This window comes from Rhizobium sp. ZK1 (genome assembly GCF_047782645.1).
Lineage (GTDB): Bacteria > Pseudomonadota > Alphaproteobacteria > Rhizobiales > Rhizobiaceae > Rhizobium.
Map to the genome: position 1 here is coordinate 498,768 of NZ_CP180586.1, position 22,440 is coordinate 521,207.

General features: G+C 60.1%; 25 protein-coding genes. 18 read left to right on the plus strand and 7 right to left on the minus strand.

Translation table 11 applies throughout. The annotated features are described in order from the left end of the window. The first annotated feature begins 360 nt into the window (after positions 1-360). From ACK9YZ_RS02540 to ACK9YZ_RS02560, 5 genes are all read left to right on the plus strand, one after another. Positions 361-699 (plus strand): AtpZ/AtpI family protein, encoded by a 339-nt coding sequence (locus tag ACK9YZ_RS02540; protein ID WP_037105792.1) that lies wholly within the window; start codon positions 361-363, stop codon positions 697-699. A 58-nt stretch (positions 700-757) separates the two neighbouring features. Continuing rightward, complete coding sequence (locus ACK9YZ_RS02545; RefSeq protein ID WP_216757179.1) at positions 758-1,510, plus strand: F0F1 ATP synthase subunit A; 753 nt, start codon at positions 758-760, stop codon at positions 1,508-1,510. Between the two features lie 66 nt (positions 1,511-1,576). Continuing rightward, a complete protein-coding gene (locus tag ACK9YZ_RS02550) occupies positions 1,577-1,804 on the plus strand; it encodes a F0F1 ATP synthase subunit C (protein WP_015338972.1) in 228 nt (75 codons plus the stop codon). 78 nt (positions 1,805-1,882) lie between these two features. Continuing rightward, on the plus strand, positions 1,883-2,503 hold the full coding sequence (locus ACK9YZ_RS02555; protein ID WP_416065569.1) for a F0F1 ATP synthase subunit B: 621 nt from the start codon (positions 1,883-1,885) through the stop codon (positions 2,501-2,503). 3 nt (positions 2,504-2,506) lie between these two features. Further along, a complete protein-coding gene (locus ACK9YZ_RS02560) occupies positions 2,507-2,998 on the plus strand; it encodes a F0F1 ATP synthase subunit B (protein WP_416065570.1) in 492 nt (163 codons plus the stop codon). Positions 2,999-3,226: 228 nt separating this feature from the next. Here ACK9YZ_RS02560 and ACK9YZ_RS02565 read toward each other — a convergent pair whose 3' ends face one another. Further along, entirely contained in the window at positions 3,227-3,919 is a 693-nt protein-coding gene (locus tag ACK9YZ_RS02565) for a ribonuclease HII (RefSeq protein ID WP_416065571.1), read from the minus strand. A 165-nt stretch (positions 3,920-4,084) separates the two neighbouring features. Further along, positions 4,085-5,242 carry a PA0069 family radical SAM protein gene (locus tag ACK9YZ_RS02570; RefSeq protein WP_216757183.1) on the minus strand — a complete coding sequence of 386 codons (1,158 nt, stop codon included), beginning with the start codon at positions 5,240-5,242 and terminating at the stop codon, positions 4,085-4,087. Positions 5,243-5,381: 139 nt separating this feature from the next. On the opposite strand from ACK9YZ_RS02570, the gene ACK9YZ_RS02575 reads away from it, so the two are divergent. Both ACK9YZ_RS02575 and ACK9YZ_RS02580 read left to right on the plus strand, forming a co-directional pair. After that, on the plus strand, positions 5,382-5,900 hold the full coding sequence (locus tag ACK9YZ_RS02575) for a glycosyltransferase family 2 protein (protein WP_416065572.1): 519 nt from the start codon (positions 5,382-5,384) through the stop codon (positions 5,898-5,900). 178 nt (positions 5,901-6,078) lie between these two features. Then, positions 6,079-6,393 (plus strand): hypothetical protein, encoded by a 315-nt coding sequence (locus tag ACK9YZ_RS02580; protein WP_416065573.1) that lies wholly within the window; start codon positions 6,079-6,081, stop codon positions 6,391-6,393. Between the two features lie 23 nt (positions 6,394-6,416). On the opposite strand, the gene moaB is transcribed toward ACK9YZ_RS02580, so the two are convergent. From moaB to ACK9YZ_RS02600, 4 genes are all read right to left on the minus strand, one after another. Then, positions 6,417-6,968 carry a molybdenum cofactor biosynthesis protein B gene (gene moaB / locus ACK9YZ_RS02585; RefSeq protein WP_216757186.1) on the minus strand — a complete coding sequence of 184 codons (552 nt, stop codon included), beginning with the start codon at positions 6,966-6,968 and terminating at the stop codon, positions 6,417-6,419. Continuing rightward, positions 6,968-7,861, minus strand: coding sequence for a 4-(cytidine 5'-diphospho)-2-C-methyl-D-erythritol kinase (locus ACK9YZ_RS02590; protein WP_216757187.1), 894 nt, complete (start codon positions 7,859-7,861; stop codon positions 6,968-6,970). The genes moaB and ACK9YZ_RS02590 overlap by 1 nt, the downstream gene beginning before the upstream one ends. Before the next feature lie 6 nt (positions 7,862-7,867). Continuing rightward, positions 7,868-9,700 (minus strand): tetratricopeptide repeat protein, encoded by a 1,833-nt coding sequence (locus tag ACK9YZ_RS02595; RefSeq protein WP_216757188.1) that lies wholly within the window; start codon positions 9,698-9,700, stop codon positions 7,868-7,870. Positions 9,701-9,891: 191 nt separating this feature from the next. Beyond that, complete coding sequence (locus tag ACK9YZ_RS02600; RefSeq protein ID WP_216757189.1) at positions 9,892-10,908, minus strand: polyprenyl synthetase family protein; 1,017 nt, start codon at positions 10,906-10,908, stop codon at positions 9,892-9,894. Positions 10,909-11,017: 109 nt separating this feature from the next. Here ACK9YZ_RS02600 and ACK9YZ_RS02605 point away from each other — a divergent pair, with 109 nt between their 5' ends. Both ACK9YZ_RS02605 and ACK9YZ_RS02610 read left to right on the plus strand, forming a co-directional pair. Further along, the gene (locus tag ACK9YZ_RS02605; RefSeq protein ID WP_216757190.1) at positions 11,018-11,245 is read left to right on the plus strand and encodes a DUF2007 domain-containing protein; all 228 of its coding nucleotides are present in this window, start codon (positions 11,018-11,020) and stop codon (positions 11,243-11,245) included. 4 nt (positions 11,246-11,249) lie between these two features. Further along, positions 11,250-12,026 (plus strand): tRNA1(Val) (adenine(37)-N6)-methyltransferase, encoded by a 777-nt coding sequence (locus ACK9YZ_RS02610; protein WP_416065574.1) that lies wholly within the window; start codon positions 11,250-11,252, stop codon positions 12,024-12,026. Between the two features lie 29 nt (positions 12,027-12,055). Here ACK9YZ_RS02610 and ACK9YZ_RS02615 read toward each other — a convergent pair whose 3' ends face one another. Beyond that, positions 12,056-13,399 carry an Nramp family divalent metal transporter gene (locus ACK9YZ_RS02615; RefSeq protein ID WP_416065575.1) on the minus strand — a complete coding sequence of 448 codons (1,344 nt, stop codon included), beginning with the start codon at positions 13,397-13,399 and terminating at the stop codon, positions 12,056-12,058. 193 nt (positions 13,400-13,592) lie between these two features. Between ACK9YZ_RS02615 and ACK9YZ_RS02620 the strand changes: the two genes are divergently transcribed. From ACK9YZ_RS02620 to ACK9YZ_RS02660, 9 genes are all read left to right on the plus strand, one after another. Continuing rightward, entirely contained in the window at positions 13,593-14,453 is an 861-nt protein-coding gene (locus ACK9YZ_RS02620) for a S49 family peptidase (protein ID WP_416065576.1), read from the plus strand. A 19-nt stretch (positions 14,454-14,472) separates the two neighbouring features. Beyond that, the gene (locus ACK9YZ_RS02625; protein WP_216757194.1) at positions 14,473-14,664 is read left to right on the plus strand and encodes a hypothetical protein; all 192 of its coding nucleotides are present in this window, start codon (positions 14,473-14,475) and stop codon (positions 14,662-14,664) included. Between the two features lie 111 nt (positions 14,665-14,775). Continuing rightward, positions 14,776-15,735, plus strand: a complete 960-nt coding sequence (locus ACK9YZ_RS02630) for a glycine--tRNA ligase subunit alpha (protein WP_416065577.1) — start codon at positions 14,776-14,778, stop codon at positions 15,733-15,735. Beyond that, positions 15,732-15,902 carry a hypothetical protein gene (locus ACK9YZ_RS02635; RefSeq protein ID WP_416065578.1) on the plus strand — a complete coding sequence of 57 codons (171 nt, stop codon included), beginning with the start codon at positions 15,732-15,734 and terminating at the stop codon, positions 15,900-15,902. The genes ACK9YZ_RS02630 and ACK9YZ_RS02635 overlap by 4 nt, the downstream gene beginning before the upstream one ends. A 39-nt stretch (positions 15,903-15,941) precedes the next feature. Further along, a complete protein-coding gene (locus ACK9YZ_RS02640) occupies positions 15,942-16,349 on the plus strand; it encodes a hypothetical protein (RefSeq protein ID WP_416065579.1) in 408 nt (135 codons plus the stop codon). A 177-nt stretch (positions 16,350-16,526) separates the two neighbouring features. Continuing rightward, positions 16,527-18,275 (plus strand): DUF2207 family protein, encoded by a 1,749-nt coding sequence (locus ACK9YZ_RS02645; protein ID WP_416066801.1) that lies wholly within the window; start codon positions 16,527-16,529, stop codon positions 18,273-18,275. Between the two features lie 111 nt (positions 18,276-18,386). Then, positions 18,387-18,938 carry a LemA family protein gene (locus ACK9YZ_RS02650; RefSeq protein WP_416065580.1) on the plus strand — a complete coding sequence of 184 codons (552 nt, stop codon included), beginning with the start codon at positions 18,387-18,389 and terminating at the stop codon, positions 18,936-18,938. An 83-nt stretch (positions 18,939-19,021) separates the two neighbouring features. Further along, on the plus strand, positions 19,022-20,293 hold the full coding sequence (gene aroA / locus ACK9YZ_RS02655; RefSeq protein ID WP_216757197.1) for a 3-phosphoshikimate 1-carboxyvinyltransferase: 1,272 nt from the start codon (positions 19,022-19,024) through the stop codon (positions 20,291-20,293). A 45-nt stretch (positions 20,294-20,338) separates the two neighbouring features. After that, positions 20,339-22,276 carry a DUF2207 domain-containing protein gene (locus ACK9YZ_RS02660; protein ID WP_416065581.1) on the plus strand — a complete coding sequence of 646 codons (1,938 nt, stop codon included), beginning with the start codon at positions 20,339-20,341 and terminating at the stop codon, positions 22,274-22,276. Positions 22,277-22,440: the final 164 nt, after the last annotated feature.

Sequence of the window (22,440 nt, forward strand, 5' to 3'; positions counted from 1 at the left end):
CGGTTTTGCGACAACGACATGCGGGAAACAAAAGCGTAAAGCGTGGCGAGCGATCCGAAAGATCGCGACATGCTTTAGGCAAAAGGGCTGCTGATTGCCGATTTTTCACCGTCCGGCGCCGTTCGAGCACGGATTCTTTCGGTGAAATCGGGTCCGAGTAGCCGAATTCGGCTTAAATCCTTGATTCTTCGCGGCTATTTTATGGCTGGACACAAGCTCTCTACGCCTTGACTATGCTAATCCCTAAAACTATGTTGCGCGCGACTTCAGAACGGGCCGGGAGGTTCTTTAACCTTCGCGTCCGTGGTTCGGAAAACCGGGGTAGCGGGATTGCGGGCGACGGGAGCGGAGGAGAGCACGATGGCGGATGACCGCGAAGAAAGTCTTGAGCAGCGCCGTCGGCAGCTGGAAGCGGAACTTGCCTCCAAGCGTGTCGATGACAGGAAGGAAGAAGCGCGGGAGGCCAGCGCCGAGCAGAGCCGTAAAGGTTATGCCCAGGCGATGAAGCTTTCGAGCGAATTCATTTCCGCCATCGTTGTCGGTGCTGTGCTCGGCTGGCTCTTCGACCATTTTGTTGGCACGACGCCTTGGGGGTTGATTGTTCTTCTGCTTCTTGGATTCTGTGCCGGCGTTTTGAATGTTCTGCGCGCTGCGGGGAAGGTCGCCCAACCCCTGGATCGTCAGAACACTGATAAATAGGGCCGTCTGGCCAGTGCAATTTCCGCCTCTTGGGCGGGCCAAAGAGAGAGAGCAACCGGTGTCAAACGATCCGACCCATCAGTTCCAGATCTTCAAGATTGTGCCGATCGAGATCGGCGGGATTGATTTTTCGTTTACCAACGCATCGCTCTTCATGGTGGCTTCGGCTGCTGTTGCCGCTGGCTTCCTTTATTTCTCGACCTCGAACCGCGCCGTCGTTCCCGGTCGTTCGCAGTCGCTCGCCGAAATGTCCTACGAGTTCATTGCCGGCATGCTGAAGGAAGGGGCGGGCACAAAGGGAATGAAGTTCTTCCCGTTGGTCTTCTCGCTCTTCATGTTCGTGCTGACGGCAAACCTGCTCGGCATGTTCCCGTATTTCTTCACGGTTACCAGTCAGATCATCGTCACCTTCGCGCTGGCGATCCTCGTCATCGGCACGGTGCTCGTCTACGGCTTCTATAAGCACGGCTTCCACTTCTTCAATGTCTTCGTGCCCTCGGGCGTGCCGGGCATTCTATTGCCGCTGGTCGTCGCGATCGAAATCATTTCCTTCCTGTCCCGTCCGATTTCACTCTCTGTTCGTCTTTTCGCCAACATGCTCGCCGGTCACATCACGCTGAAGGTGTTCGCAGGCTTCGTCGCCTCGCTTGGAGCCCTCGGTGCAGTCGGTGTCGGCGGAGCCGTTCTTCCTCTGATCATGACCGTCGCCCTGACCGGTCTCGAGTTCCTCGTTGCCTTCCTCCAGGCTTACGTCTTTGCGGTGCTGACTTGCATGTACCTCAACGACGCGATCCATCCGGGCGGGCACTAAGGATAACGACATCGACGTCAAAGGGCGTCAGTCATTCGCCGCAACAACCATTTAAAGGAGTTCAACATGGACGCGGAAGCAGCAAAGTTCATCGGTGCAGGTCTGGCTTGCTTTGGTATGGCCGGTACGGCTCTCGGCCTCGGCAACATCTTCGGCAGCTACCTCTCCGGCGCTCTGCGCAATCCGTCTGCTGCTGACAGCCAGTTCGGCCGTCTGGTATTCGGCTTCGCCGTTACGGAAGCTCTGGGCATCTTCTCGCTGCTCGTCGCTCTTCTCCTCCTCTTCGCCGTTTAATATCGGTGGATTGACGGATCACGGCCTGCGAACAGCAGGCCGTGATCCTTTGCATTTGCAGTACACCTGGAGGTGAGCATGTATTTTGTGACCCCGGCCTACGCTGAAGAGGTCCCGGCGGGAACCGCGACGGATGCGCATGCCGCTCCGGCTGCCGGCGAGGTCCATACCGAGACCGGCGTTGCCGAAGGCGAGCACGCGCGTGGGCCTTTCCCGCCTTTCGATTCGTCGACCTACGCATCCCAGCTTCTCTGGCTGGTGATTACGTTCGTCATTTTCTACCTGCTCATGCAAAAGGTCATCGCACCGCGCATTGGCTCGATCCTCGAGCAGCGTCACAACCGCATCTCGCAGGATGTCGAAGAGGCCGGGCGCCTGAAGGCTGAGGCTGATGCCGCTGTCGCAACCTACGAAGGCGAACTCGCCGCTGCCCGCGCCAAGGCAAATTCGATCGGCACTGCCGCTCGCGACGCCGCCAAGGTAAAGGCTGAGGGTGATCGTCGCGCTGTCGAGGCAAGCCTGACCGAAAAGCTGAAGGCTGCCGAGGCTCGTATCGCCGATGTGAAGGCAAAGGCTTTTGCCGATGTCGGCGCCATCGCCGAGGAAACCGCAGCGGCCGTTGTCGAACAGCTCATCGGCGGCTCTGCTGCCCAGTCTGATGTCGCAGCTGCCGTTGCAGCAGCCAAGAAGGAGGCTTGATCGATGGAATTTGCTTTTGATGCAACTTTCTTCGCCTTTGTTGGCCTTGTTCTCTTCCTGGCGCTGATCGTTTACCTGAAGGTTCCGGGCATGATGGCGAAGTCGCTTGACGACCGTGCCGACCAGATCCGCAACGAGCTGGCAGAAGCCAAGCGTCTGCGTGAAGAAGCCCAGCATCTGCTCGCTGAATACCAGCGCAAGCGCAAGGAGGCTGAAGCTGAAGCAGCGCATATCGTTGCGGCTGCAGAGCGCGAAGCCGAAATGCTGACCGCTGAAGCGAAGAAGAAGACGGAAGAGTTCGTCGCCAACCGCACGGCTCTTTCCGAGCAGAAGATCAAGCAGGCCGAAGCCGACGCAATGAAGGCTGTTCGCTCCGCCGCAGTCGATCTCGCCATTGCAGCCGCTGAAGCCGTGATCGGTAAGCAGGCTGATGGCAAGGTTCAGTCCGAGCTCTTCGGTCAGGCCGTCGGCGAAGTGAAGACCCGTCTGAACTGAGCTGCAGCGCTGCAGGATTGGAAAAGCCCCGCTTCGGTGGGGCTTTTTGTTTTTGGCAGATGCCGTGTGATTGGCGTGATGTGTGAGCTTTTGATGGCTGCGCGACGCACCTAAGAGCGGGCCCGTTGGAAACCCGGCTCAGAAGCGCGCTGTATGAGGCAAATGGCCTGCCTCCGGCGCTTCCCGCCCCCCGAGGCTCGCAAGGAAACGAGGCGGTGGCGCTGGAGTCTACTCCTCCAGCATCTCTCCATTCACCTCTCCCACGACGCCGTCCTGGCGCAGTGGCCGGAAGCTCATCCGGTGCAGCGGGCACGGCCCGTGCTTCTCTATGCCGGAGCGATGCTGCGCCGTGCCATATCCGACATGAGCGGCAAACCCATATTCGGGAAACACCAGATGCGCCCGCGCCATCATCCGGTCGCGCGTCACCTTGGCGACGATGGAAGCGGCGGCGATCGAGACGGACCGTGCGTCACCCTTCACCACGGCCTGCCCAGGGCAGTCGAGCCCTACAGGCACGTCCAGCCCATCCGTCAGTACATAACTTGCCGGTATGGAAAGACCGCGGATCGCACGGCGCATAGCGTCGAGGCTTGCCTTGCGGATATCGGTTTCGTCGATGCGTGTAGGGCTGGAGGAGGCGATGGAGACTGTTGCGGTCGCAAGAATTTGGACGAACAGTTCCTCGCGCCGCTGCGCTGAAAGCTGCTTGGAATCGTTGAGACCCTCGGGAATGCGCTTGGGATCGAGGATCACGGCTGCAGCAACGACAGGACCGGCAAGCGGTCCGCGTCCGGCCTCATCTGCGCCCGCAACAGGCCAGTGACCAGCCTTGCGGGCTTTCAGCTCCAGCCGGAAATCCGGCACGAGGGGAGCCTCTTCAAAGAGCAGAGGAGAATCGGGTGACGTGCGACGTTTCATGCGATTGAACCTCGCACGCCAACCCGATTTCCTGCAAGCCCCCGGATCAGGGCGGCGACGACCGGGGGCGGCCCAGCGGATGGTGCGGTCAGGGCCATCCGCGGGAATTGCGTAAGGCAGAAGACGCAGGGCAGGTCTTCTTTACGCCTCACGCAAGCTCGTTAATCACAGCAGCGAAAGCTGCACGCCGCTGCCATTGGGCGGCACAAACAAGTCGTCGCGCAGGGCAAGGCTTCGACGGGTCAGCTCAAGCCGCTTTGCCGCCATCTCGAAGCGGCGGGCGATCTGCCAGGCATAGGGTCCCGCACCCTTCATGCGCTTGCCGAACTCGGCATCATAATCCTTGCCGCCGCGCATCGAGCGCACCAGCGACATGACATGGCGATAACGATCAGGATAATTCTGCAACAGCCAATCGCGGAACAGCGGGCTCACTTCCAGCGGCAGCCGCAGAAGCACATAGCTCGCTTCTTCAGCACCCGCCGCCTTGGCGGCATCCAGGATGCGTTCCAGCTCGTGATCGTTGAGTGCGGGGATGACCGGCGCGGCCATCACTGACGTACGCACACCAGCCTCGGAAAGCCCACGGATCGCCTCCAGCCTGCGCGTCGGCGTCGATGCCCGCGGTTCCATGAGGCGGGCAAGTTTGCGGTCGAGCGTCGTCACTGAAATGCCGACACGCACGAGGTTCTTTGCCGCCATCTCCGTGAGGATATCGAGGTCGCGCAGGATCATCGCCGACTTGGTGACGATCGCCACGGGATGATTGGCCTTATTCAGCACTTCGAGGAGTTGCCGCATGACGCGCCATTCCTTCTCGATCGGCTGATAGGGGTCGGTATTGGTACCAATCGCGATGACGCGCACCTTATAGCCCGGCTTGGCGAGTTCGCGCTCCAGAAGCTTAGGCGCATCCGGCTTGGCGAAGAGCTTGCTTTCGAAATCCAGCCCCGCCGAAAGGCCCATATAGGCATGCGTCGGCCTGGCGAAACAGTAGATGCAGCCATGCTCGCAGCCGCGATAAGGGTTGATCGACCGGTCGAAGGAAAGATCGGGAGATTCGTTGCGGGTGATCGCCGTGCGCGGCTTTTCGACCTGCACATCCGTCTTGAAGGGCGGCAGTTCCTCAAGCGTCTGCCAGCCATCATCGAAGGTTTCGCGTTGTGTTGGCTCGAAGCGGCCGCTGGGGTTCAGCCCCGCACCGCGGCCGCGCCGCCGGTCAACTTCGATGCGCAGCCCCGAGGCCGCGATCATCGCATCGGCAATATCAGCCGTATTGGCAGGCGCAAATGCGGCCTGCCCTGCAAGGGACTGTGGTCTCATCGGATTCTCCAGCGGCGGAAAACGCTCGATCCCGCTCGTTTTGATGATTAAATTCCTATCGGCAAAAAGAGAACAATGCAAGAACAAAATGAGGAAAGTCCCGCTGGCAAAATTTTGTGCGGCGCTCTATAAACAGGCAATGTTGACTGTCGTTCTTGAATGCCAGGATCAGGAATCTGAGCTGGCCCAGACTCTATCGGTATTGGTGGCAGGCGCCGTGGAAGGCCTCGTCAGCGATGTGGTCGTGCTCGATCACGGCTCGCGCGACGGCACGGCGCGGGTGGCGGATGCCGCCGGCTGCCGTTTCCATTCACAATGGGATATCAAGGATATCATCCGATCCGCCCGCGGCGAATGGCTGCTCTTCGTCGAGCCGGGTGCAAGACCGCAGGCGGGCTGGATCGACGAAGTCTCGGAATATGTGGCCTTGAATAAGGTCTCTGCGCGCTTTACCGCCTCGCGTGTCTATCGACGCCCCTTTTTCCAGCGTGTCGGCCGTGCCAGACCACCGCTGGAACTCGGCCTGCTCATGCCGAAGAAACTTGCCGTATCCGCTGCAAAGAGCGGCATGCGCCTTACCGAATTCGTCAGGGCGCAGAAACCACGCCAACTCTCCAGCGAATTGATTCCCTCCTGGGTTGCTCGCGCCGCGCGATAGCTGCACTCCTCGATATTGCGAAAAGATGGCGCTCAATAGAATTTCGCGCTATAATTCCAGCATGGCGCCGCCGAAGCGCCTCGCTTCGTAACGGATGGCCATGGAATGCCGGTGAGCGGCAGAGCAGGTCAGCGAAAATCTCCTCTTCTGCCGGGTACCCGGCGAAAGGAGGTGCGTCATGCTGCGCAATATGGTCCACGGCCTGCTGGCCGTCATATTGACGACATTGGTGATCGCGCATCCGCTTCCGGCAGCATCGCAGATGATGCGCAGTTGCGCAGGCCGATCCGAGATCGTCAATTTCCTGGACAGCAGTTTTGCTGAAAAGCTCATGGCAGTCGGACTGATCAATCAGAACGCCATTCTTGAGGTTTATGCCGCTGAAAGCGGCAGCTGGACGCTCGTCGTCACGGATGTTCACGGCATAAGCTGCGTAGTGCTGTTTGGTGATAGCTGGGACACAATGCCCAAGCTGCCGGGCCTTGCGACATAGGGAAAGCTGCTGCTGTAGCAAGTCTACTTCGTCGCGCCGCGTTTCAGGTGCTCGTCCAGACGCGGCATGATCTCCACGAAATTGCAGGGCATATGGCGGTAGTCGAGCTGCGCCTCTAGGATGCCGTCCCACGCATCCTTGCAGGCGCCGGGAGAGCCTGGCAGCACGAAGATGAAGGTGGCGTTGGCGACACCCGCCGTGGCGCGCGACTGAATTGTCGAGGTGCCGATCTTGTCGTAGGAAATCCGGTGGAACACCGCCGAAAATCCATCCATCCGCTTTTCGAAGAGTGGTTCCAGGGCGTCGGGTGTCACGTCGCGGCCAGTAAAGCCGGTCCCGCCCGTGGTGATGATGACGTCGATTTCCTTGGCTTCCGTCCAGGCCCGCACGCGTGCGGTGATCCTCTCGCGGTCGTCAGGCACGATGTCGCGGTCGATCAACTGATGTCCGGCTTCCGCAATCCGTGCCGCGAGCGTATCGCCGGATTTGTCATCGGCCAGCGTGCGCGTATCCGAAACTGTCAGCACGGCGATACCGAGGGGAACAAAAGCGCGCGTTTCGTCTAAGCCTGCCATCATACACCTCCTGCAAAAGTCTCCGTTGCCTGGAAATACCAGTCCGGGCGGGCGGCGTGAAGACGCTCGGCTGCACGCAACGCAGCAACGGGTGTCTCGAAGATGCCGAAGCAGGTCGCGCCAGAGCCGGACATGCGGGTGAAAAGCGCGCCTTCCGCTGTGAGCATGTTCGAAATCTCGGCGATTTCAGGAACCAGCTCTCGCGCCGGCGGCTCGAGATCATTGCGTGTCGCCCGTATGGCGTCCATCCAGTGCGGCGTTTTGATCAGGACCAGCGGAGGATTGTTCTTGGTCGCAAGCCGCCGGAAAACCTCGGGCGTGGAAACACCTTTCAAAGGGTTGGCAAGCACCATGGCGAAGGAGGGTAGGGCATCGGCCGTCTCGATCTCTTCGCCGATACCGCGTGCGATCAACGGCGCGCTTTTGAGGCACATCGGCACGTCGGCTCCAAGTTTCAGTGCCAGTGCGGCAATGGTGTCAGCCGGAAGTGCAACATCCCACAGGCGCATCAGCCCGCGCAGCGTCGCTGCGGCATCGGCGGAACCGCCCCCGATGCCGGAAGCGACCGGCAGGTTCTTTTCCAGATGGATGCGAACAGGCGGAGCCCCGCCTGCCGCTTCCCGCAGCAGGTCACGCGCCTTCAGTACCAGATTGGTGCCGGGATCATCGGCAAGCACATCGGCGAACTGGCCGGAAAGCGTGAAATCATCGGCATCGGCAGCCGCAAAACCCAACCGGTCGCCGTGCCGTGCAAACGTCACCAGCATTTCGAGAAGATGATAGCCGTCAGGCCTCTGGCCCGTCACATGCAGGGCAAGATTGATTTTTGCGCAGGCGTCTTCAGCAATGGCGAAGTCGCCGAGCCCGGAAAGCAGCATGCCCGCTTCAGGCATGCGGCGTCAGGATTTCTTGTCGACCGGCGGCGGCGTCACCGGCTGCGGGTCCGGCTGCTTCTTGTCGACGGTCTTAGAGTCGTCATCCTGTGCAGGCAAACCGTTGGCGACCTTTTCCTTGATCTTCGGGATCTGAGCTTCCTCGGGTTGCGAGGCGAGCGCCCGGTTCCACTGATAGACGGCTTCCAGCTTGCGGCCCACACGCCAGTAGGCATCGCCGAGATGGTCGTTGATTGTCGCGTCGCCAGCCTTGATCTGCGCCGCACGTTCCAGCTCGTCGACAGCATCGTTGTAACGGTTGAGGCGGAAATAGGCCCAGCCGAGCGAATCGATGATGTAGCCGTCGTCAGGACGGAGCTCGACGGCTTTCTTGATCATCTCAAGGCCTTCGTCGAGGTTGCGGTTCATGTCGATCCAGGAATAGCCGAGATAGTTCAGAACCTGCGGCTGGTTCGGATTGAGGTCGAGCGCCTTGCGGAAGTTAGGTTCCGCCTGATCCCACTTCTTCAGCCGCTCATAGGCGATGCCACGCTGGAAGAAGACGCTCCAGTCAGCGCGGCCCGGCAGCGGCCCGATAACCTCGACAGCCTTGTCGTAATTGTCGGCCATCGCCTGATAGTCTTTGGCGTCGGAAAGTACGCTGCCATAGGCGAGATAGCTTCTGACATCCTGCGGGTCGGACGTGATCAACGCCTGCAGGTGCTTGCGGGCCTCGTCCACCTTGCCGCCCTGGGCGAGCGCCAGGCCGAGCTGCAGTTCGGAAATGCGGCGCATCGGTGAATTCGCCGGCACTTTCTGGTAAAGCGCGATCGCACGGTCCATCTGGTTCTGCTTCTCGGCAATGCCGCCGAGCAGCACCAGCGTATCGGCGCTGTTCGGATCAAGCGCGTTGGCCGTCTGCAGATAGAGCGAGACAATGTCTTCGGCGCCGTCACGGTTCAGCGCGCCGCCGACAGAGAAGAGCACGCCGGCAGCCCCTTCTTCGGCGCTCTTGACCTGCTGCTCCTGCTTCTCGCCTTTCTCTATGCTGTCGCGCAGCGCGTTCAGAGGTGCGTAGTTCGGCAGCAGGTTGTCACCGACCGAGACGGCGTCGAGCGCCTTCTGCTTGTTGCCCTGCGAGGCTTCGAGGCGGGCGAGCGCCATGATGGCGCGCAGGAAGGTGTCAGGGGCAGTCGCGCCGCCTTCCTTGTCCAGCACGGCATCGTTGAGATGCCGGCGGGCGGATTTGACGTCGCCGTTGACGATAGCGATCGCACCGGCATTGTAGTTCTGGAAGATGCGGACCCAATCAGGTCCCTTCATCTTCTCGACCATCGCGAGCCCTTCCTTGCCGCGGCCGGCGCCGACGCGCGCCCAGGCAAGCAAAAGGTCGTTCATCATGCGGTCGAGATCGTTCGGCCCGTCATATTTCAGGATCGATTCCGCCGTCTTGAACTCGCCGCGGCGCATCGCATCCATGCCGCGCACGATCGTGGTAATCCGCTCGACGGTCGGGTCGCCCTTCAGGTCGTTGGCATATTTCACGCCATCCTTGATGTCGCCGTTGAGCAGCAGCGAGATCATCAGGCGTTGGCGGATTTCCGGATTGCCCGGCTCGATTTGCAAGGCTTTCTTGTAGAGCTCGATCGCCGTCGGATAGTCATGGTCCACATCGGCCGTGCGGGCAGCGAGAAACGCGCCCGAGAAAGTGGTGACGCTGTCCGGATCGAAAGTTACGGTCTTGCCGGCATCATCCGCCTTGGCCGCGTCTTCGGCGTTCACGCCGCCGATCCCACCGAGCGAAAGGACCGCCGCCAGGGCTGCGCTCGAAAGGAGACGGGTGACAAATCTCTGCCGCATTAGAAAACCTTTCTTCAGGGACGGCCGGAGCAACGCGCCGACCGCAAAATCAGTTGCAAACACTGATTCACAACAGGATGGCTTTTTTGAAGCGGCCCTGCAAGAAATTCAGGCTACGTTCAAGGACGTTTGATTAGCGCACGCCGCCCAAAGCTGTGTAGGCGGTTTTGTGCCTAAGATCGCGACACGCCTTAGTTTACGCGCTCGATGCAGAAGTCGATGACTTCCATCAGGGCTGATTTCCAGGGGCTGTCCGGCAGCGGCGCGAGCGCGTCCCGCGCAATCGTTCCATAGTGGACTGCCCGCTGGATAGTGTCGTTCAGCGTGCCATATTTAGTGATCAGGCCAAGCGCCTTTTCCAGATTGGCATCGCTGCCGTTGCCGCCCTCGATCGTATCGCGCCAGAAAGCGCGTTCGTCCTGCGTGCCGCGGCGATAGGCGAGGATGATCGGCAGCGTAATCTTGCCCTCGCGGAAGTCGTCGCCGACATTCTTGCCGAGATCGGCAGCCTTGCCGCCGTAGTCGAGCGCGTCATCGACGAGTTGGAAGGCGAGGCCGAGATTCATGCCGTAGGATTTCAGCGCATTGCGGCCGGACTTGTTGGTCTCGGCAACGATCGGCCCGACTTCGGCGGCGGCGGCAAAGAGTGCCGCCGTTTTGGCGCGGATGACGGACAGGTAGTCGTCCTCGGTCGTTTCCATATTCTTTGCGACGGAGAGCTGCAGCACTTCACCTTCGGCGATGACGCAAGCTGCAGAGGAAAGCACGTCGAGTGCCTCCAGCGAGCCGACTTCCACCATCATGCGGAAGGCCTGACCGAGCAGGAAGTCGCCGACGAGAACGCTTGCCTGGTTGCCCCAGATCGTCCGCGCAGTCGACTTGCCGCGGCGCAGGTCGCTTTCGTCCACCACGTCGTCATGCAGCAGCGTTGCCGTATGCATGAACTCGACCGAGGTCGCGAGTTTGATGTGGTTCTCGCCCCGGTAGCCGAAGAGCGAGGCTGCGGCGAGCGTCAGCATCGGCCGCAGGCGCTTGCCGCCGGAGGAGATGAGATGGTTCGCCACCTCCGGGATCATCTGGACATCGGAGCCGGCCTTGGAAAGGATAAGCTGGTTCACTCGCTCCATATCGGCCTTGGTGAGGTCCACCAGCGGCTTTATGGAAGCCAGTTTGTTTTTGTTTTCTTCAAGCGGTATGACCACGCCCAACGACCCGGACTCCTGTTCATTCGTTGCCTTTGACAATAGAAAGGGGCGATGGAGGCGGCAAGGGGTGAATTGTCGCTGCCAGCAAATTCGGAAGGGAAAATGACGGCAAATGCATGAGCTTATCCGCGCAAACGACCCTGTCCTGCTCTCATTTGCCGAGAGCCTCATGAAGGATGCGGGCATTGCTTGCTTCATCGCCGATCAGGGCATGAGCGTGCTGGAGGGCTCGCTCGGCATGCTGTCGCGCCGCCTGCTGGTAGACGAGGCGATGGCCGATCAAGCCCGGCGCATCTTGACCGATGCCGGCCTCGGGGCTGAGCTTCGGGAGCGGAAGTGAAAAAATGACGCAGGCCGTGGCTGACACCATAGACGCCTTTCATCGCGGCCTCTTCTACATCGTCCAGCCGAAGGGTAGGGGGCATCGTGCCGGCATGGATGCCATGCTGCTAGCTGCCCTCGTCGCCGATGATCGCCCAATAAAAGTGGCCGATCTCGGTGCTGGTGCAGGTGCGGCGGGTCTTGCCGTTGCGTCCCGCCTTCCGAAGGCTGAGGTCGTGCTATTCGAGCGATCGGCAGAGATGGCCAACTACGCCCGCCGCAGCATCGACCTGCCTGACAACGCCCATATGGCGGGCCGCGTCTCGGTCATCGAGGCCGATGTCACGCTGACGGCCAAGGCACGCAATGATGCAGGCCTGCTCGACGAAAGCTTCGATCACGTTATTATGAACCCGCCGTTCAACGCTGCCGGCGATCGCAGGACGCCGGATGCGCTGAAGGCCGAGGCGCATGCCATGACGGATGACCTGTTCGAACGCTGGGTTCGCACGGCCGGCGCCATCATGATACCGGGCGGACAACTGTCGCTGATCGCGAGGCCGCAATCGATCGCCGAGATCATCGATGCCTGCGGCAAGCGCTTCGGCGGCATCGAGATCACCGCCATTCATCCGCGTGAAGGGGAAAACGCCGTCCGCATCCTCGTGACGGCGATCAAGGGCTCACGGGCACGGCTGTCGTTGCGTGCGCCCCTGATCATGCACGAAGAGGGGAGCCACAAGTTCTCCCCTCTCGTCGATGATTTCAACAATGGCCGTGCAGCCTATGCCAGGCTCTGAAGCCAATTCAGGAATTGCCCGAGAACAGGTTAGCCTCCGGTCACGAAGTCGAGGAGCAACTTGACGTTCAGACCGGCGATCACGACAGCGACCACATAGGCGACGGCGCTCAGCCACTTCGGGGCGACCAGTTCGCCCATTTTCGCCCTGCTCGCTGTGAACATTACGAGCGGGAAAACGGCGAAGGAAAGCTGCAGGCTGAGTACCACCTGTGTCAGGATCAGCAGTTCAGCCGTGCCTTGATCGCCGTACCAGATCGTCACGAAAGCCGCGGGAACGATGGCGATGGCGCGGGTGATCAGGCGGCGCACCCAGGGTTTCAGCCGGATTTTCAGGAAGCCTTCCATGACGATCTGCCCGGCAAGCGTGGCGGTGACCGTGGAATTCAGGCCGCAGCAGAGCAGCGCGATGCCGAAGAGCGTGGGTGCAATCGCAAGACCGAGCAGCGGCGACAGCAGCGAATGCGCCTCACCGAGTTCCACCACATCCGTCTTGCCATTGGCATTGAAGGCGGCTGCGGCAAGGATCAGGATCGAGGCGTTGATCAGCAGTGCGAAACAGAGCGCCACGGTGGAGTCGATTGTCGCAAAGGTCAGCGCTTCCTTCTTTTCCGGCACAGTATGGCCGTAGGAGCGCGTCTGCACGATACCGGAGTGAAGGTAGAGATTGTGCGGCATCACGGTCGCGCCCAGAATGCCGAGCGCCAGGTAGAGCATTTCCGGATTGGTGACGACCTCTGTTGTCGGTAGGAAGCCCCTGATGACGGCGCCCCAATGCGGGTCGGCAAGGAAGATCTGTACCGCAAAGCAGACCGCGATGACGCCGAGCAGCGTGATGATGAAGGCCTCGATCCAACGGAAGCCGAGCCTTTGCAGCAGAAGGATGACGAAGACGTCGAGCGCGGTGATCAGCACGCCGATTTCGAGTGGAATGCCAAAAAGCAGATTGAGGCCGATCGCCGTGCCGATCACCTCTGCAATATCGGTGGCGATGATGGCGATTTCCGCAAAGGCCCAGAGCGGCACGGCAACATAGCTCGGATAGGCATCGCGGCAGGCCTGCGCGAGGTCGCGGCCGGAACCGATCGCAAGGCGCGCGCAAAGTGACTGCAGCACGATCGCCATGATGTTCGAAAGCAGTGCGACGGTCAGCAGCGCATAGCCGAACTTCGACCCGCCGGCGAGCGAGGTTGCCCAGTTGCCGGGGTCCATGTAGCCGACCGCTACCATATAGCCGGGGCCGAGGAAGGCTGCCGCGCGCCGCCACGTGGAACGGTGCCGTCCCGTACCAACCGAACGGTAGACGTCGGAGAGTGAAGCCTCCCCGCGCTCGGTCCGCCAGCCGCCCTTTCCATTCGGATTTATAACGTCCATGCCATTCTTACCTGTTTGCCAAGCCGGCACTATGCCTGACTAGAATGATAATGCAAGTCATTCGCAATAAGAAAGTGGAGGGTCGACGTTTTGAGAACGTGGCCATTGCGTTTGTCGTTGCAGCGCATACATGCAATGCCCTTGTAATGTGCATATGCATGCTGGCGCTGCAGATCATAGTGAAGGAAGAGAAATGGCTGGATTTCTGAGAAAGCTGATGCCGAAGCGGTTTCGCGGGGACGGGATCATCATCCCCGTCGTCAGGCTGCAGGGAGCGATCATCAGTGGCGGCGGCCAGTTTCGCCCGACCCTCAATCTCGCCAATGTCGCGCCGGTTCTGGAGAAGGCCTTCTCCGCGAAGGACACGCCCGCCGTTGCCATCTCGATCAATTCGCCCGGCGGCTCGCCCGTCCAGTCCCGCCTCATCTTCACGCGCATCCGCGAACTTGCACGCGAAAAGCAGAAGAAGGTGCTGGTCTTCGTGGAAGATGTCGCGGCGTCCGGCGGCTACATGATCGCGCTGGCGGGCGATGAGATCATCGCCGACCCGACATCCATCGTAGGCTCGATCGGCGTCGTCTCGGGCGGTTTCGGTTTTCCGGAACTATTGAAGAAGATTGGCGTGGAACGTCGCGTCTATACGGCTGGTGAAAATAAGGTGATCCTCGACCCTTTCCAGCCCGAGAAGGAAAAGGACATCGAATATCTGAAGAGCCTGCAGCTCGAGATCCACCAGGTCTTCATCTCCATGGTGCGCGAGCGTCGCGCCGGCAAGCTGATGGACGATGCGACCGTTTTCTCCGGCCTCTTCTGGAGCGGCACGCGCGGCCTGGAACTCGGCCTCATCGATGGGCTCGGCGACATGCGCCAGGAACTGAAGAAACGCTACGGCCAGAAAACCAAGCTGCAGCTCATCACAGCCACCCGCGGCCTGCTCGGCCGCCGCATTCCCGGTGTCTCGCCGGTCTCGCTTGAAGGTGCGGCGTCCGGTCTCGCATCGGGGCTTGTCGAAGCGGCTGAGGAAAGGGCATTGTGGAGCCGCTACGGGCTTTGACGGGAGAAACGAGGGGGATATGGCACAGCTTATCACGTTATTGATCCTCGTCTGCGCGGCCTGGTGGCTCTACCGTCGCTTCGTCTCCGACGCGCGGAAGCTTGCTGAAAAATCCCGCCGCGCCGAGAAGGAGCGCCAGACGGGAGCCATCGGCACGCTGGTGAAGGATCCGGCAACGGGTGAATATCGTCTCAAGCGGGAAGACGAATAACGCTTGGCGAAGCAGCATCTAGCTTTCGGCGAACACAGTGCAAAAGCCTTGACCCCTGCGGCGCTGCGTGGCACCTGTCGCGCTCTTACTCCAAGCAATCGGTGCCCTTCCATGTCCGCGACAATTCCAGACCATATGAACCCGAAGCGCTCGTTCCAGGCGCTGATCCTTACCCTGCATCATTACTGGGCGGACAAGGGTTGTGCGGTTCTGCAGCCCTATGACATGGAAGTCGGCGCCGGCACTTTCCACCCGGCCACTACGTTGCGCGCTCTCGGCCCGAAGCCGTGGAAGGCAGCCTATGTTCAGCCCTCCCGCCGTCCCTCCGACGGCCGCTACGGTGAAAACCCGAACCGCCTGCAGCATTATTACCAGTATCAGGTCATCTTGAAGCCGAACCCGCCGAACCTGCAGGAGCTTTATCTCGGATCGCTCGCCGCCATCGGCCTCGATCCGCTGCTGCACGATATCCGCTTCGTCGAGGACGACTGGGAAAGCCCGACGCTCGGCGCCTGGGGCCTCGGCTGGGAATGCTGGTGCGACGGTATGGAAGTCTCGCAGTTCACCTATTTCCAGCAGATCTGCGGCATCGAATGCTCGCCGGTTGCGGGTGAACTGACCTACGGTCTCGAGCGCCTCGCCATGTATGTACAGGGCGTCGACAATGTCTACGATCTGAACTTCAATGGCCGCGAAGGCGACGAGAAGATCAGCTATGGCGATGTCTTCCTGCAGGCCGAGCAGGAATATTCCCGCCATAATTTCGAATTCGCCAATACCGAGATGCTGCATCGCCATTTCATCGATGCCGAGAAGGAATGCCAGGCGTTGCTCGCCGCCGGCGCTCCTGGTGACAACGCTAACCAGCGCCTGCACAAATGCGTCTTCCCGGCCTACGACCAGTGCATCAAGGCCAGCCACGTCTTCAACCTGCTCGATGCTCGCGGTGTTATCTCCGTGACCGAACGCCAGAGCTACATCCTGCGCGTGCGCACGCTCGCCAAAGCTTGCGGCGAAGCCTTCCTGCTGACTGACGCCGGCGGCGTCAACCTGAACAGCGAGGCGGCATGACGCAAAAGCCTGCCAGCCATAACGTCCATATCAACGGCTGGCAAGGCACCGGGAAGCTCACTGTCGGCCCCTTGCTGGCAAAAAGCCTGGGCGCGCGGCTCATCGACAATCACACCCTTAATCCAGCCGAAGTTCTTTTTGCCCGCGGCAACCCTCTGCATGCCTGACTGCGTGAGCAGATTCGGCGAGCGCTTTTCGACCACTCCGTGCGCGCAGATCCGGCTGAAAGCTTTGTCTTTACCGATACGCTTGCCGATGACGAGCATGATAGTGCGATGTTCTCCTGGTATCTCGATCTGGCTGCCGCCAGAGGCGCGGATCTTATCGCGGTTCTCCTCGATTGCGCCCTGGAGGAGAATGCCAGGCGCCTCATCTTCCCCGGCCGATCCGAGGCGCTCAAGCTGACGGATACGGCGAGGCTGCAGCAGTTCCGGGCAACCTATAAATTGCTCCGCGGTCTGGCTGAACACACAGTCGAAATCGATACGACGGACTTTTCGCCGGCGGACGGCGGCCCGAATTCGCGCGCATATCGGTGGTTGACGACAGCCGAGATCCTGCGTCGTTGCCCGAAGATTTCCGCGAAACCTTGCCGTGCTGGCGGCGTCAACTGACGAGCGAGGCGGCGTAAGCCGTCTCGAAAATTCCCGTCGCTTCAGGGCCAGCCTTCTTTTGTATTGCGTAAAATACCACTACGTTGTCAGCTGTTGTGACAACGTGAGCTTCGGTATCTCTTTTTGAAGAACGATATTCTTTACTTTAAATTTTCAGATGAGAATTTCGCCGCCAAGGTGTTGCATCTTTTAGCATGGCCCATCTTATGCGCCATGCTGGTCGTTCTGACGTCGTGCAGCGATTTTGACAAGGAGTTCACGGTCCAGTCGGCAAACAGTACGGTTGAAGTCTACACCGACGGCACTGGCTTCGTGTCGGAGTTCTTCGACATCGCAGTAAAAAAGGCAGAAAATTACGGCGGTGTCTACGTTGATATCCCTCAACGTTTCACGGATGCGTCAGGGGGTGTTCACTGGCGAGATTTACAATTGGCCGCAGCCCGGCGCGACGGACGCGACGAATACTATTCCTGGGAAAACAACGTACCGGGCTACTCGATCTACATCGGAGCGGAGCACTGCAAAGGCTGCTCTGCAGATCTGCCCACCGGTCTTACAAAGATCCAGATCGCTTATTGGCTCGGACGCCTGGTTCGTCAGGAAGGCGGCCGCGAGGTTCTCTTCCTGCCTGCTTATATGGGCCGCGTGCACGGCCAGGGTGCCAAAAAAACGCTGACCCTGAAGCTGCCGCCAGGGGGAACGTTGCGCCCTTCGCAACAGGATCGGACGGTGGCCTATGACGTGGTGAAGAGCGCACCGAGTGAGATCCAGGTGTCTATTCCAGCAGGTAAAGGGGACCGAGTCCTACCTGACATCGAGATCGAATATCCCGCTGGGACTTTTGTGACCGTAACGAGCGGCAAGCGGGCAGAGTGGTGGCTCTCCGATCACTTTCTCCCATTCATCAGCATTTCGGGATTGCTCGTCGCCGGTCTGTTTATCCTCAACAGGTGGCGGGGCTGGCGATTGCCTGCATGTTCGATTGCTGTCGATAGCAAGGAGACGGAGGGCATATCGCCTGCTCTAGCCGCCTATTTATTCTTGGACTGGAAGCCCGGTGCTGCAAAGGCGGCCTTCATGGCGTCTGCCTGCCATCTCGCAATGAAAAGAATGCTTCGCCTTTCTGGCCTCGGCGAGGATTGCGAAGCTTCGGATTTGTCTGCCAGACAGGTGCGGAAGAAGGGTAAGGTGGCGCGCGCCAGATGGTACGGTCTTCCAGCTGTGACGCGTTCGGTATTTGGCCGAATTGAAGGGGAACGGCCTGTCAATGACCAGCGGACAGTCGTAAATGCCCTGTACGGTTTCGAACGTGACTTGCATCAGATCGTCGCTGAGGAATATCGGAAAATCAGAGGCGGTGTTGATCGAACACCGCTGGCAACTGCGGCTATCATTCTGGCCCTTGGCGTTGCCGTCGCCTATTTTACCGGTCTTTTGCTCTATTCCGCCGCCATCTCAGGGTTATTGTTGATTGTTTTTGTGGTTGTAACCATGTTCCGCCATCCTGAGCGGTTTCCCGTGGCAACCGGCACCGCCGAGCAGTTCAAGCAGGCGCTTGGTTTGATGGTGGGTCTTCCGGTGATAGTGATTGTTGCACTTGTCTATATCGGCACGACTGAGGTGATCAGCGAACAGTGGCCGTATCTGATGGCGATCTTGCTGCACATTGCCGGCATTATTGCGGTTTTGGCGATGTTGCGCATGCCAACGTCGAAGCAGCGGCGGATCCGCAACAATATTCTAAATTTGAGTCGTTATTTCAACGGCGAGATGGATGGCCCGGCAATGTCGGTCGAATGCTACGAGCACTATCTCCCGTTTGCGGTTGCGCTTGATGTCGAGCAACGCTGGACCGAACGCTTCAATCTGTGGCGAGAGAGCCAAAAGATGGATGCCTATGCTCCTGATTGGCGGATCAGTTCTTAGAGACATTGTGAACTCGAAGTCTGCTTGAATTCCGCGAAGACGTCCGCGCCGAGATGACTTTCCCAACCCGAATCACTAACGTGCGATCATCAAATCGGAGAGCCCATCTGCATGTACGTGATACTCGCTATTCTCGTCGTCATCGCACTCTACGTCGTCTTCATCTACAACGGCCTGGTACGCTCCCGGCAGATGGCGGAGGAAGCCTGGTCGGGCATCGACGTCCAGCTCAAGCGCCGCGCCGACCTGATCCCGAACCTGATCGAGACAGTCAAGGGTTATGCCGCCCATGAGAAGTCGACGCTCGAGGAGGTGGTTGCGCTCCGCAACAAGGCGCAGGCCGTGCCGTCGGGTGACGTCGCCGGCAGGGCGCAGGCGGAAGGTCTGCTTGGCCAGGCGCTCGGCCGGGTGTTGGCGCTCGCCGAAGCCTATCCCGATCTCAAGGCCAACCAGAATTTCTCCGAGCTTCAGGCCTCGCTGGAAACGATGGAAAGCGAAATCCAGATGGCGCGGCGCTATTACAATGGCGCTGCCCGTGACCTGAACGTCAAGGTCGAGAGTTTCCCCTCGAACCTCGTCGCCGGCCAGTTCGGCTTCTCCAAGCGCGAATATTTCGAAATCGCCAACGAGGCGGACCGCGCCGTACCGACGGTCAAGTTCTGACCTTTGTCTTTGCGCAAAAACTGCTATGAGCAGTCCGATATGGCCGATCGCGGCCGCTGCAATCGACAGAAGAGACAAGCGCAATGAGTAAAGCCAAGCTCACCATCATCCCGCCGGGCAAGCCGCTGGCCGGTCGTGCCGTGCCGCCGGGCTCGAAGTCGATCACCAACCGTGCGCTGCTGTTGGCAGGCCTTGCCAAGGGCACGAGCCGGCTGACTGGGGCGCTAAAGAGCGACGACACGAAATATATGGCCGAGGCGCTCAGGGCCATGGGTGTGCAGATCGACGAGCCCGACGAGACGACCTTCGTCGTGACCGGCAGCGGTAAGCTTCATCAGCCGAAAGCGCCGCTCTTCCTCGGCAATGCCGGCACGGCGACGCGTTTCCTGACGGCTGCCGTTGCCTCCGTCGAAGGCACGGTGGTGATCGATGGCGACGAGCATATGCGCAAGCGGCCGATCGGCCCGCTGGTTGCAGCGCTGAAGTCACTTGGACTTGATGCAGAGGCGCCGACCGGCTGCCCGCCGGTAACCGTGCGCGGCAACGGACATTTCGCGTCCGGCCGCGTCGAGATCGATGCAGGGCTGTCGAGCCAGTATGTATCGGCTCTTCTGATGGCAGCACCGCTTGCCAAGCAGGGGGCCAACGCGCCTGTCACGATTGCGCTTGCCGGTACCGATATCGGCGCCCGCGGTTATGTCGATCTGACACTTGCCGCTATGGAGGCCTTCGGCGCCAAGGTGGAGCAGCTCGATGCGGCGACCTGGCGTGTCCAGCCGACCGGCTATACAGCAGCCGATTTCGTCATCGAGCCGGATGCATCCGCAGCGACCTATCTCTGGGCGGCCGAAGTTTTGAGCGGCGGCAAGATCGACCTTGGAGTGGCGAACGATGCCTTCACCCAGCCGGATGCCAAGGCTTATGAGACGATCGCCAAGTTCCCGCATCTGCCGGCCGAAATAGACGGTTCGCAGATGCAGGACGCTGTTCCGACAATCGCCGTCCTTGCCGCTTTCAACGAGACGCCGGTCCGCTTCGTCGGCATCGCCAACCTGCGCGTCAAGGAATGCGACCGTATTCGCGCCGTGTCGACGGGGCTCAACAATATCCGCGAAGGTCTGGCAGTCGAGGACGGTGACGATCTGATCGTCCATTCCGATCCCGATCTCGCGGGTCAGACGCTGCCGGCCGAGATCGACACCTTTGCCGATCATCGCATCGCCATGAGTTTTGCGCTTGCCGGCCTGAAGATCGATGGCATCACGATTCTCGACCCTGACTGCGTCGGCAAGACCTTCCCGGCTTACTGGCGCACGCTTGCGGGGCTGGGAGTAGCCTACAAAGACGAAGCCTGAGGAACGCGAGACGCCATAGGCTGAACCGCAATCGGGGGAGGGGACATGGTCCAGCGGTTTATCGGCATTTGCTTCGCGCTATTGCTGATGCTGACGGCACGGGCAGCCATAAGCGCAGAATTCATCGCCTCCTTCGATTCCGCCATCCAGTTGGAAAAGAGCGGAGCGATGACGGTGGCGGAAACGATCACCGTCAATGCCGAAGGCGATCGCATCCGGCGAGGCATCTTCCGCGATTTTCCGCTGACCTTCAGGGATGCGAGCGGCCGACGCCGCAGCGTCGATTTTAGCGTCGTCTCGGTCAAGCGCGACGGCAGGGACGAGCCCTGGCACACGGAGTCTGTCACCGGCGGCATCCGCATCTATGCCGGCTCCGAAGACGTGACGATCTCTCCCGGCCGCCACCAATATGTCTTCACCTATAAGACGAACCGTCAGATCCGTTACTTCGATGATCATGATGAGCTTTATTGGAACGTCACCGGCAACGGCTGGATTTTTCCGATCCGCTCGGCAGTAGTGACGGTCACCTTTCCGCAGGGCGTCGTGCCCGAAGATGTCACCGTCTTCACTGGCCCCATCGGTGCCACCGGCAAGAATGCTCGAGCGAACGTGGACGACGGCCGACTGGTCGTTGCAACCACGGCTCCCCTCGGCGAGGAGGAGGGGCTGACCTTTGCCGCGAAACTGCCGAAAGGTGCGATCGATCCACCGAGCGCCGATCAGGAGAGCAGTTGGTGGTTCAGCGATAACCGTGACTATTTTATCGGTTTCGGCGGTCTTATCCTCGTCTTCCTCTATTACACGCGCTCCTGGCTGAAGGTTGGCCGCGATCCGGCGCGTGAGATCGTCGTACCGCGCTGGGATCCGCCCTCCGGGATCTCTCCGGCGCTCGTCAATTACATCGATAACAGGGGCTTTTCCGGCCAGGGCTGGACGGCACTTTCGGCCACGGCGCTCGATCTTGCCGTGCGTGGTTATGTCAGGCTCGACGACCTCAAAGACTCCATTATCATCCGCCGCACCGACAAGCCGCCCGGCAAGGAGAAGCTCCAGGCTGGCGAGGCGGAACTCCTGAAGGCCGTGGGCGGCAGCGGCGATACGCTCACGATCGACAAGGCCAACGGCGAAAAGGTCAAATCCGTCGGGCAGAGCTTCCGGTCCTCGATCGAACGGGAGCATCGCGGCAAATATTACAATTCCAATGCCGGTTATATCACTGGCGGCGTGATCTTGAGCGCCGCGGCCCTGGTAGCGCTCTTCGTCTTCGGTTCGCTGGAACCGGATACGATCGTGCTGATGATCATCCCCATCGGCATTTCCGTTTTCCTGTCCGTCTTCGTGGCGGGTTTTGTGAAGGCGCTGCATCCCGGCCGCTCGCTTATGAGCAAGATTTTCGCGGTCATTGCCATTGCGATCGCCGTTTTTGTGGGCTTAAGCATTCTCTCGGCCGTCGTGCTGGCGCTCGGCTCTTCGCTGATGGAATTCCACGAAACGCCCATGCTCTTTGCGGTCGGCGGCATCGTGCTCTTCAATATCCTCTATTTCTTCATCATGGGGGCGCCGACGCCGCTTGGCGCCAAGATGATGGCCGGTGTCGATGGCCTCAGGCAATATCTGACGCTCGCCGAAAAAGACCGCATGAACATGGCGGGCGCACCGCAAATGTCGCCGCAGCATTTCGAAACCCTGTTGCCCTATGCCGTGGCGCTCGGTGTCGAAAAGCCCTGGTCGCGCACCTTCGAGACTTGGCTGGCTGCGGCTTCCGCAGGGGCCGCCGCGGCCGCCTATAGTCCTGGCTGGTATTCCGGCAATTTTAACAGCGGCAGTTTTTCCGATCGCATCGGCAGCTTCTCCTCGTCGATGGCCTCGACGATTGCCTCCACCATTCCGTCACCGCCGCCCTCCAGTTCGTCCTCGGGTTTTTCCGGCGGCGGCTCGTCCGGCGGAGGCGGCGGTGGTGGCGGAGGCGGGGGCTGGTGAGCTTTCCCGCTTGACCTTTCGGGCCTTCCAGCTTAACCGCCAGACCAACAGGCTAGGCCAATAGGCCAGACCAGAGCAATTCCAGGGAAAGTGGGAACCGGTTTTCCGTCCGGAATTACAAAAAAACAATAGGATAGAGCGCTTCCGCCGATTCCGCTTTAGCC

Coding starts and splice junctions, on each gene's coding strand:
- ACK9YZ_RS02540 (WP_037105792.1), top strand. CDS start 361: ATGGCGGATGACCGCGAAGAAAGTCTTGAGCAGCGCCGTCGGCAGCTG.
- ACK9YZ_RS02550 (WP_015338972.1), top strand. CDS start 1,577: ATGGACGCGGAAGCAGCAAAGTTCATCGGTGCAGGTCTGGCTTGCTTT.
- ACK9YZ_RS02555 (WP_416065569.1), top strand. CDS start 1,883: ATGTATTTTGTGACCCCGGCCTACGCTGAAGAGGTCCCGGCGGGAACC.
- ACK9YZ_RS02560 (WP_416065570.1), top strand. CDS start 2,507: ATGGAATTTGCTTTTGATGCAACTTTCTTCGCCTTTGTTGGCCTTGTT.
- ACK9YZ_RS02565 (WP_416065571.1), bottom strand. CDS start 3,919: ATGAAACGTCGCACGTCACCCGATTCTCCTCTGCTCTTTGAAGAGGCT.
- ACK9YZ_RS02570 (WP_216757183.1), bottom strand. CDS start 5,242: ATGAGACCACAGTCCCTTGCAGGGCAGGCCGCATTTGCGCCTGCCAAT.
- ACK9YZ_RS02575 (WP_416065572.1), top strand. CDS start 5,382: ATGTTGACTGTCGTTCTTGAATGCCAGGATCAGGAATCTGAGCTGGCC.
- ACK9YZ_RS02580 (WP_416065573.1), top strand. CDS start 6,079: ATGCTGCGCAATATGGTCCACGGCCTGCTGGCCGTCATATTGACGACA.
- moaB (WP_216757186.1), bottom strand. CDS start 6,968: ATGGCAGGCTTAGACGAAACGCGCGCTTTTGTTCCCCTCGGTATCGCC.
- ACK9YZ_RS02590 (WP_216757187.1), bottom strand. CDS start 7,861: ATGCCTGAAGCGGGCATGCTGCTTTCCGGGCTCGGCGACTTCGCCATT.
- ACK9YZ_RS02595 (WP_216757188.1), bottom strand. CDS start 9,700: ATGCGGCAGAGATTTGTCACCCGTCTCCTTTCGAGCGCAGCCCTGGCG.
- ACK9YZ_RS02605 (WP_216757190.1), top strand. CDS start 11,018: ATGCATGAGCTTATCCGCGCAAACGACCCTGTCCTGCTCTCATTTGCC.
- ACK9YZ_RS02610 (WP_416065574.1), top strand. CDS start 11,250: ATGACGCAGGCCGTGGCTGACACCATAGACGCCTTTCATCGCGGCCTC.
- ACK9YZ_RS02615 (WP_416065575.1), bottom strand. CDS start 13,399: ATGGACGTTATAAATCCGAATGGAAAGGGCGGCTGGCGGACCGAGCGC.
- ACK9YZ_RS02620 (WP_416065576.1), top strand. CDS start 13,593: ATGGCTGGATTTCTGAGAAAGCTGATGCCGAAGCGGTTTCGCGGGGAC.
- ACK9YZ_RS02625 (WP_216757194.1), top strand. CDS start 14,473: ATGGCACAGCTTATCACGTTATTGATCCTCGTCTGCGCGGCCTGGTGG.
- ACK9YZ_RS02630 (WP_416065577.1), top strand. CDS start 14,776: ATGTCCGCGACAATTCCAGACCATATGAACCCGAAGCGCTCGTTCCAG.
- ACK9YZ_RS02635 (WP_416065578.1), top strand. CDS start 15,732: ATGACGCAAAAGCCTGCCAGCCATAACGTCCATATCAACGGCTGGCAA.
- ACK9YZ_RS02650 (WP_416065580.1), top strand. CDS start 18,387: ATGTACGTGATACTCGCTATTCTCGTCGTCATCGCACTCTACGTCGTC.
- aroA (WP_216757197.1), top strand. CDS start 19,022: ATGAGTAAAGCCAAGCTCACCATCATCCCGCCGGGCAAGCCGCTGGCC.
- ACK9YZ_RS02660 (WP_416065581.1), top strand. CDS start 20,339: ATGGTCCAGCGGTTTATCGGCATTTGCTTCGCGCTATTGCTGATGCTG.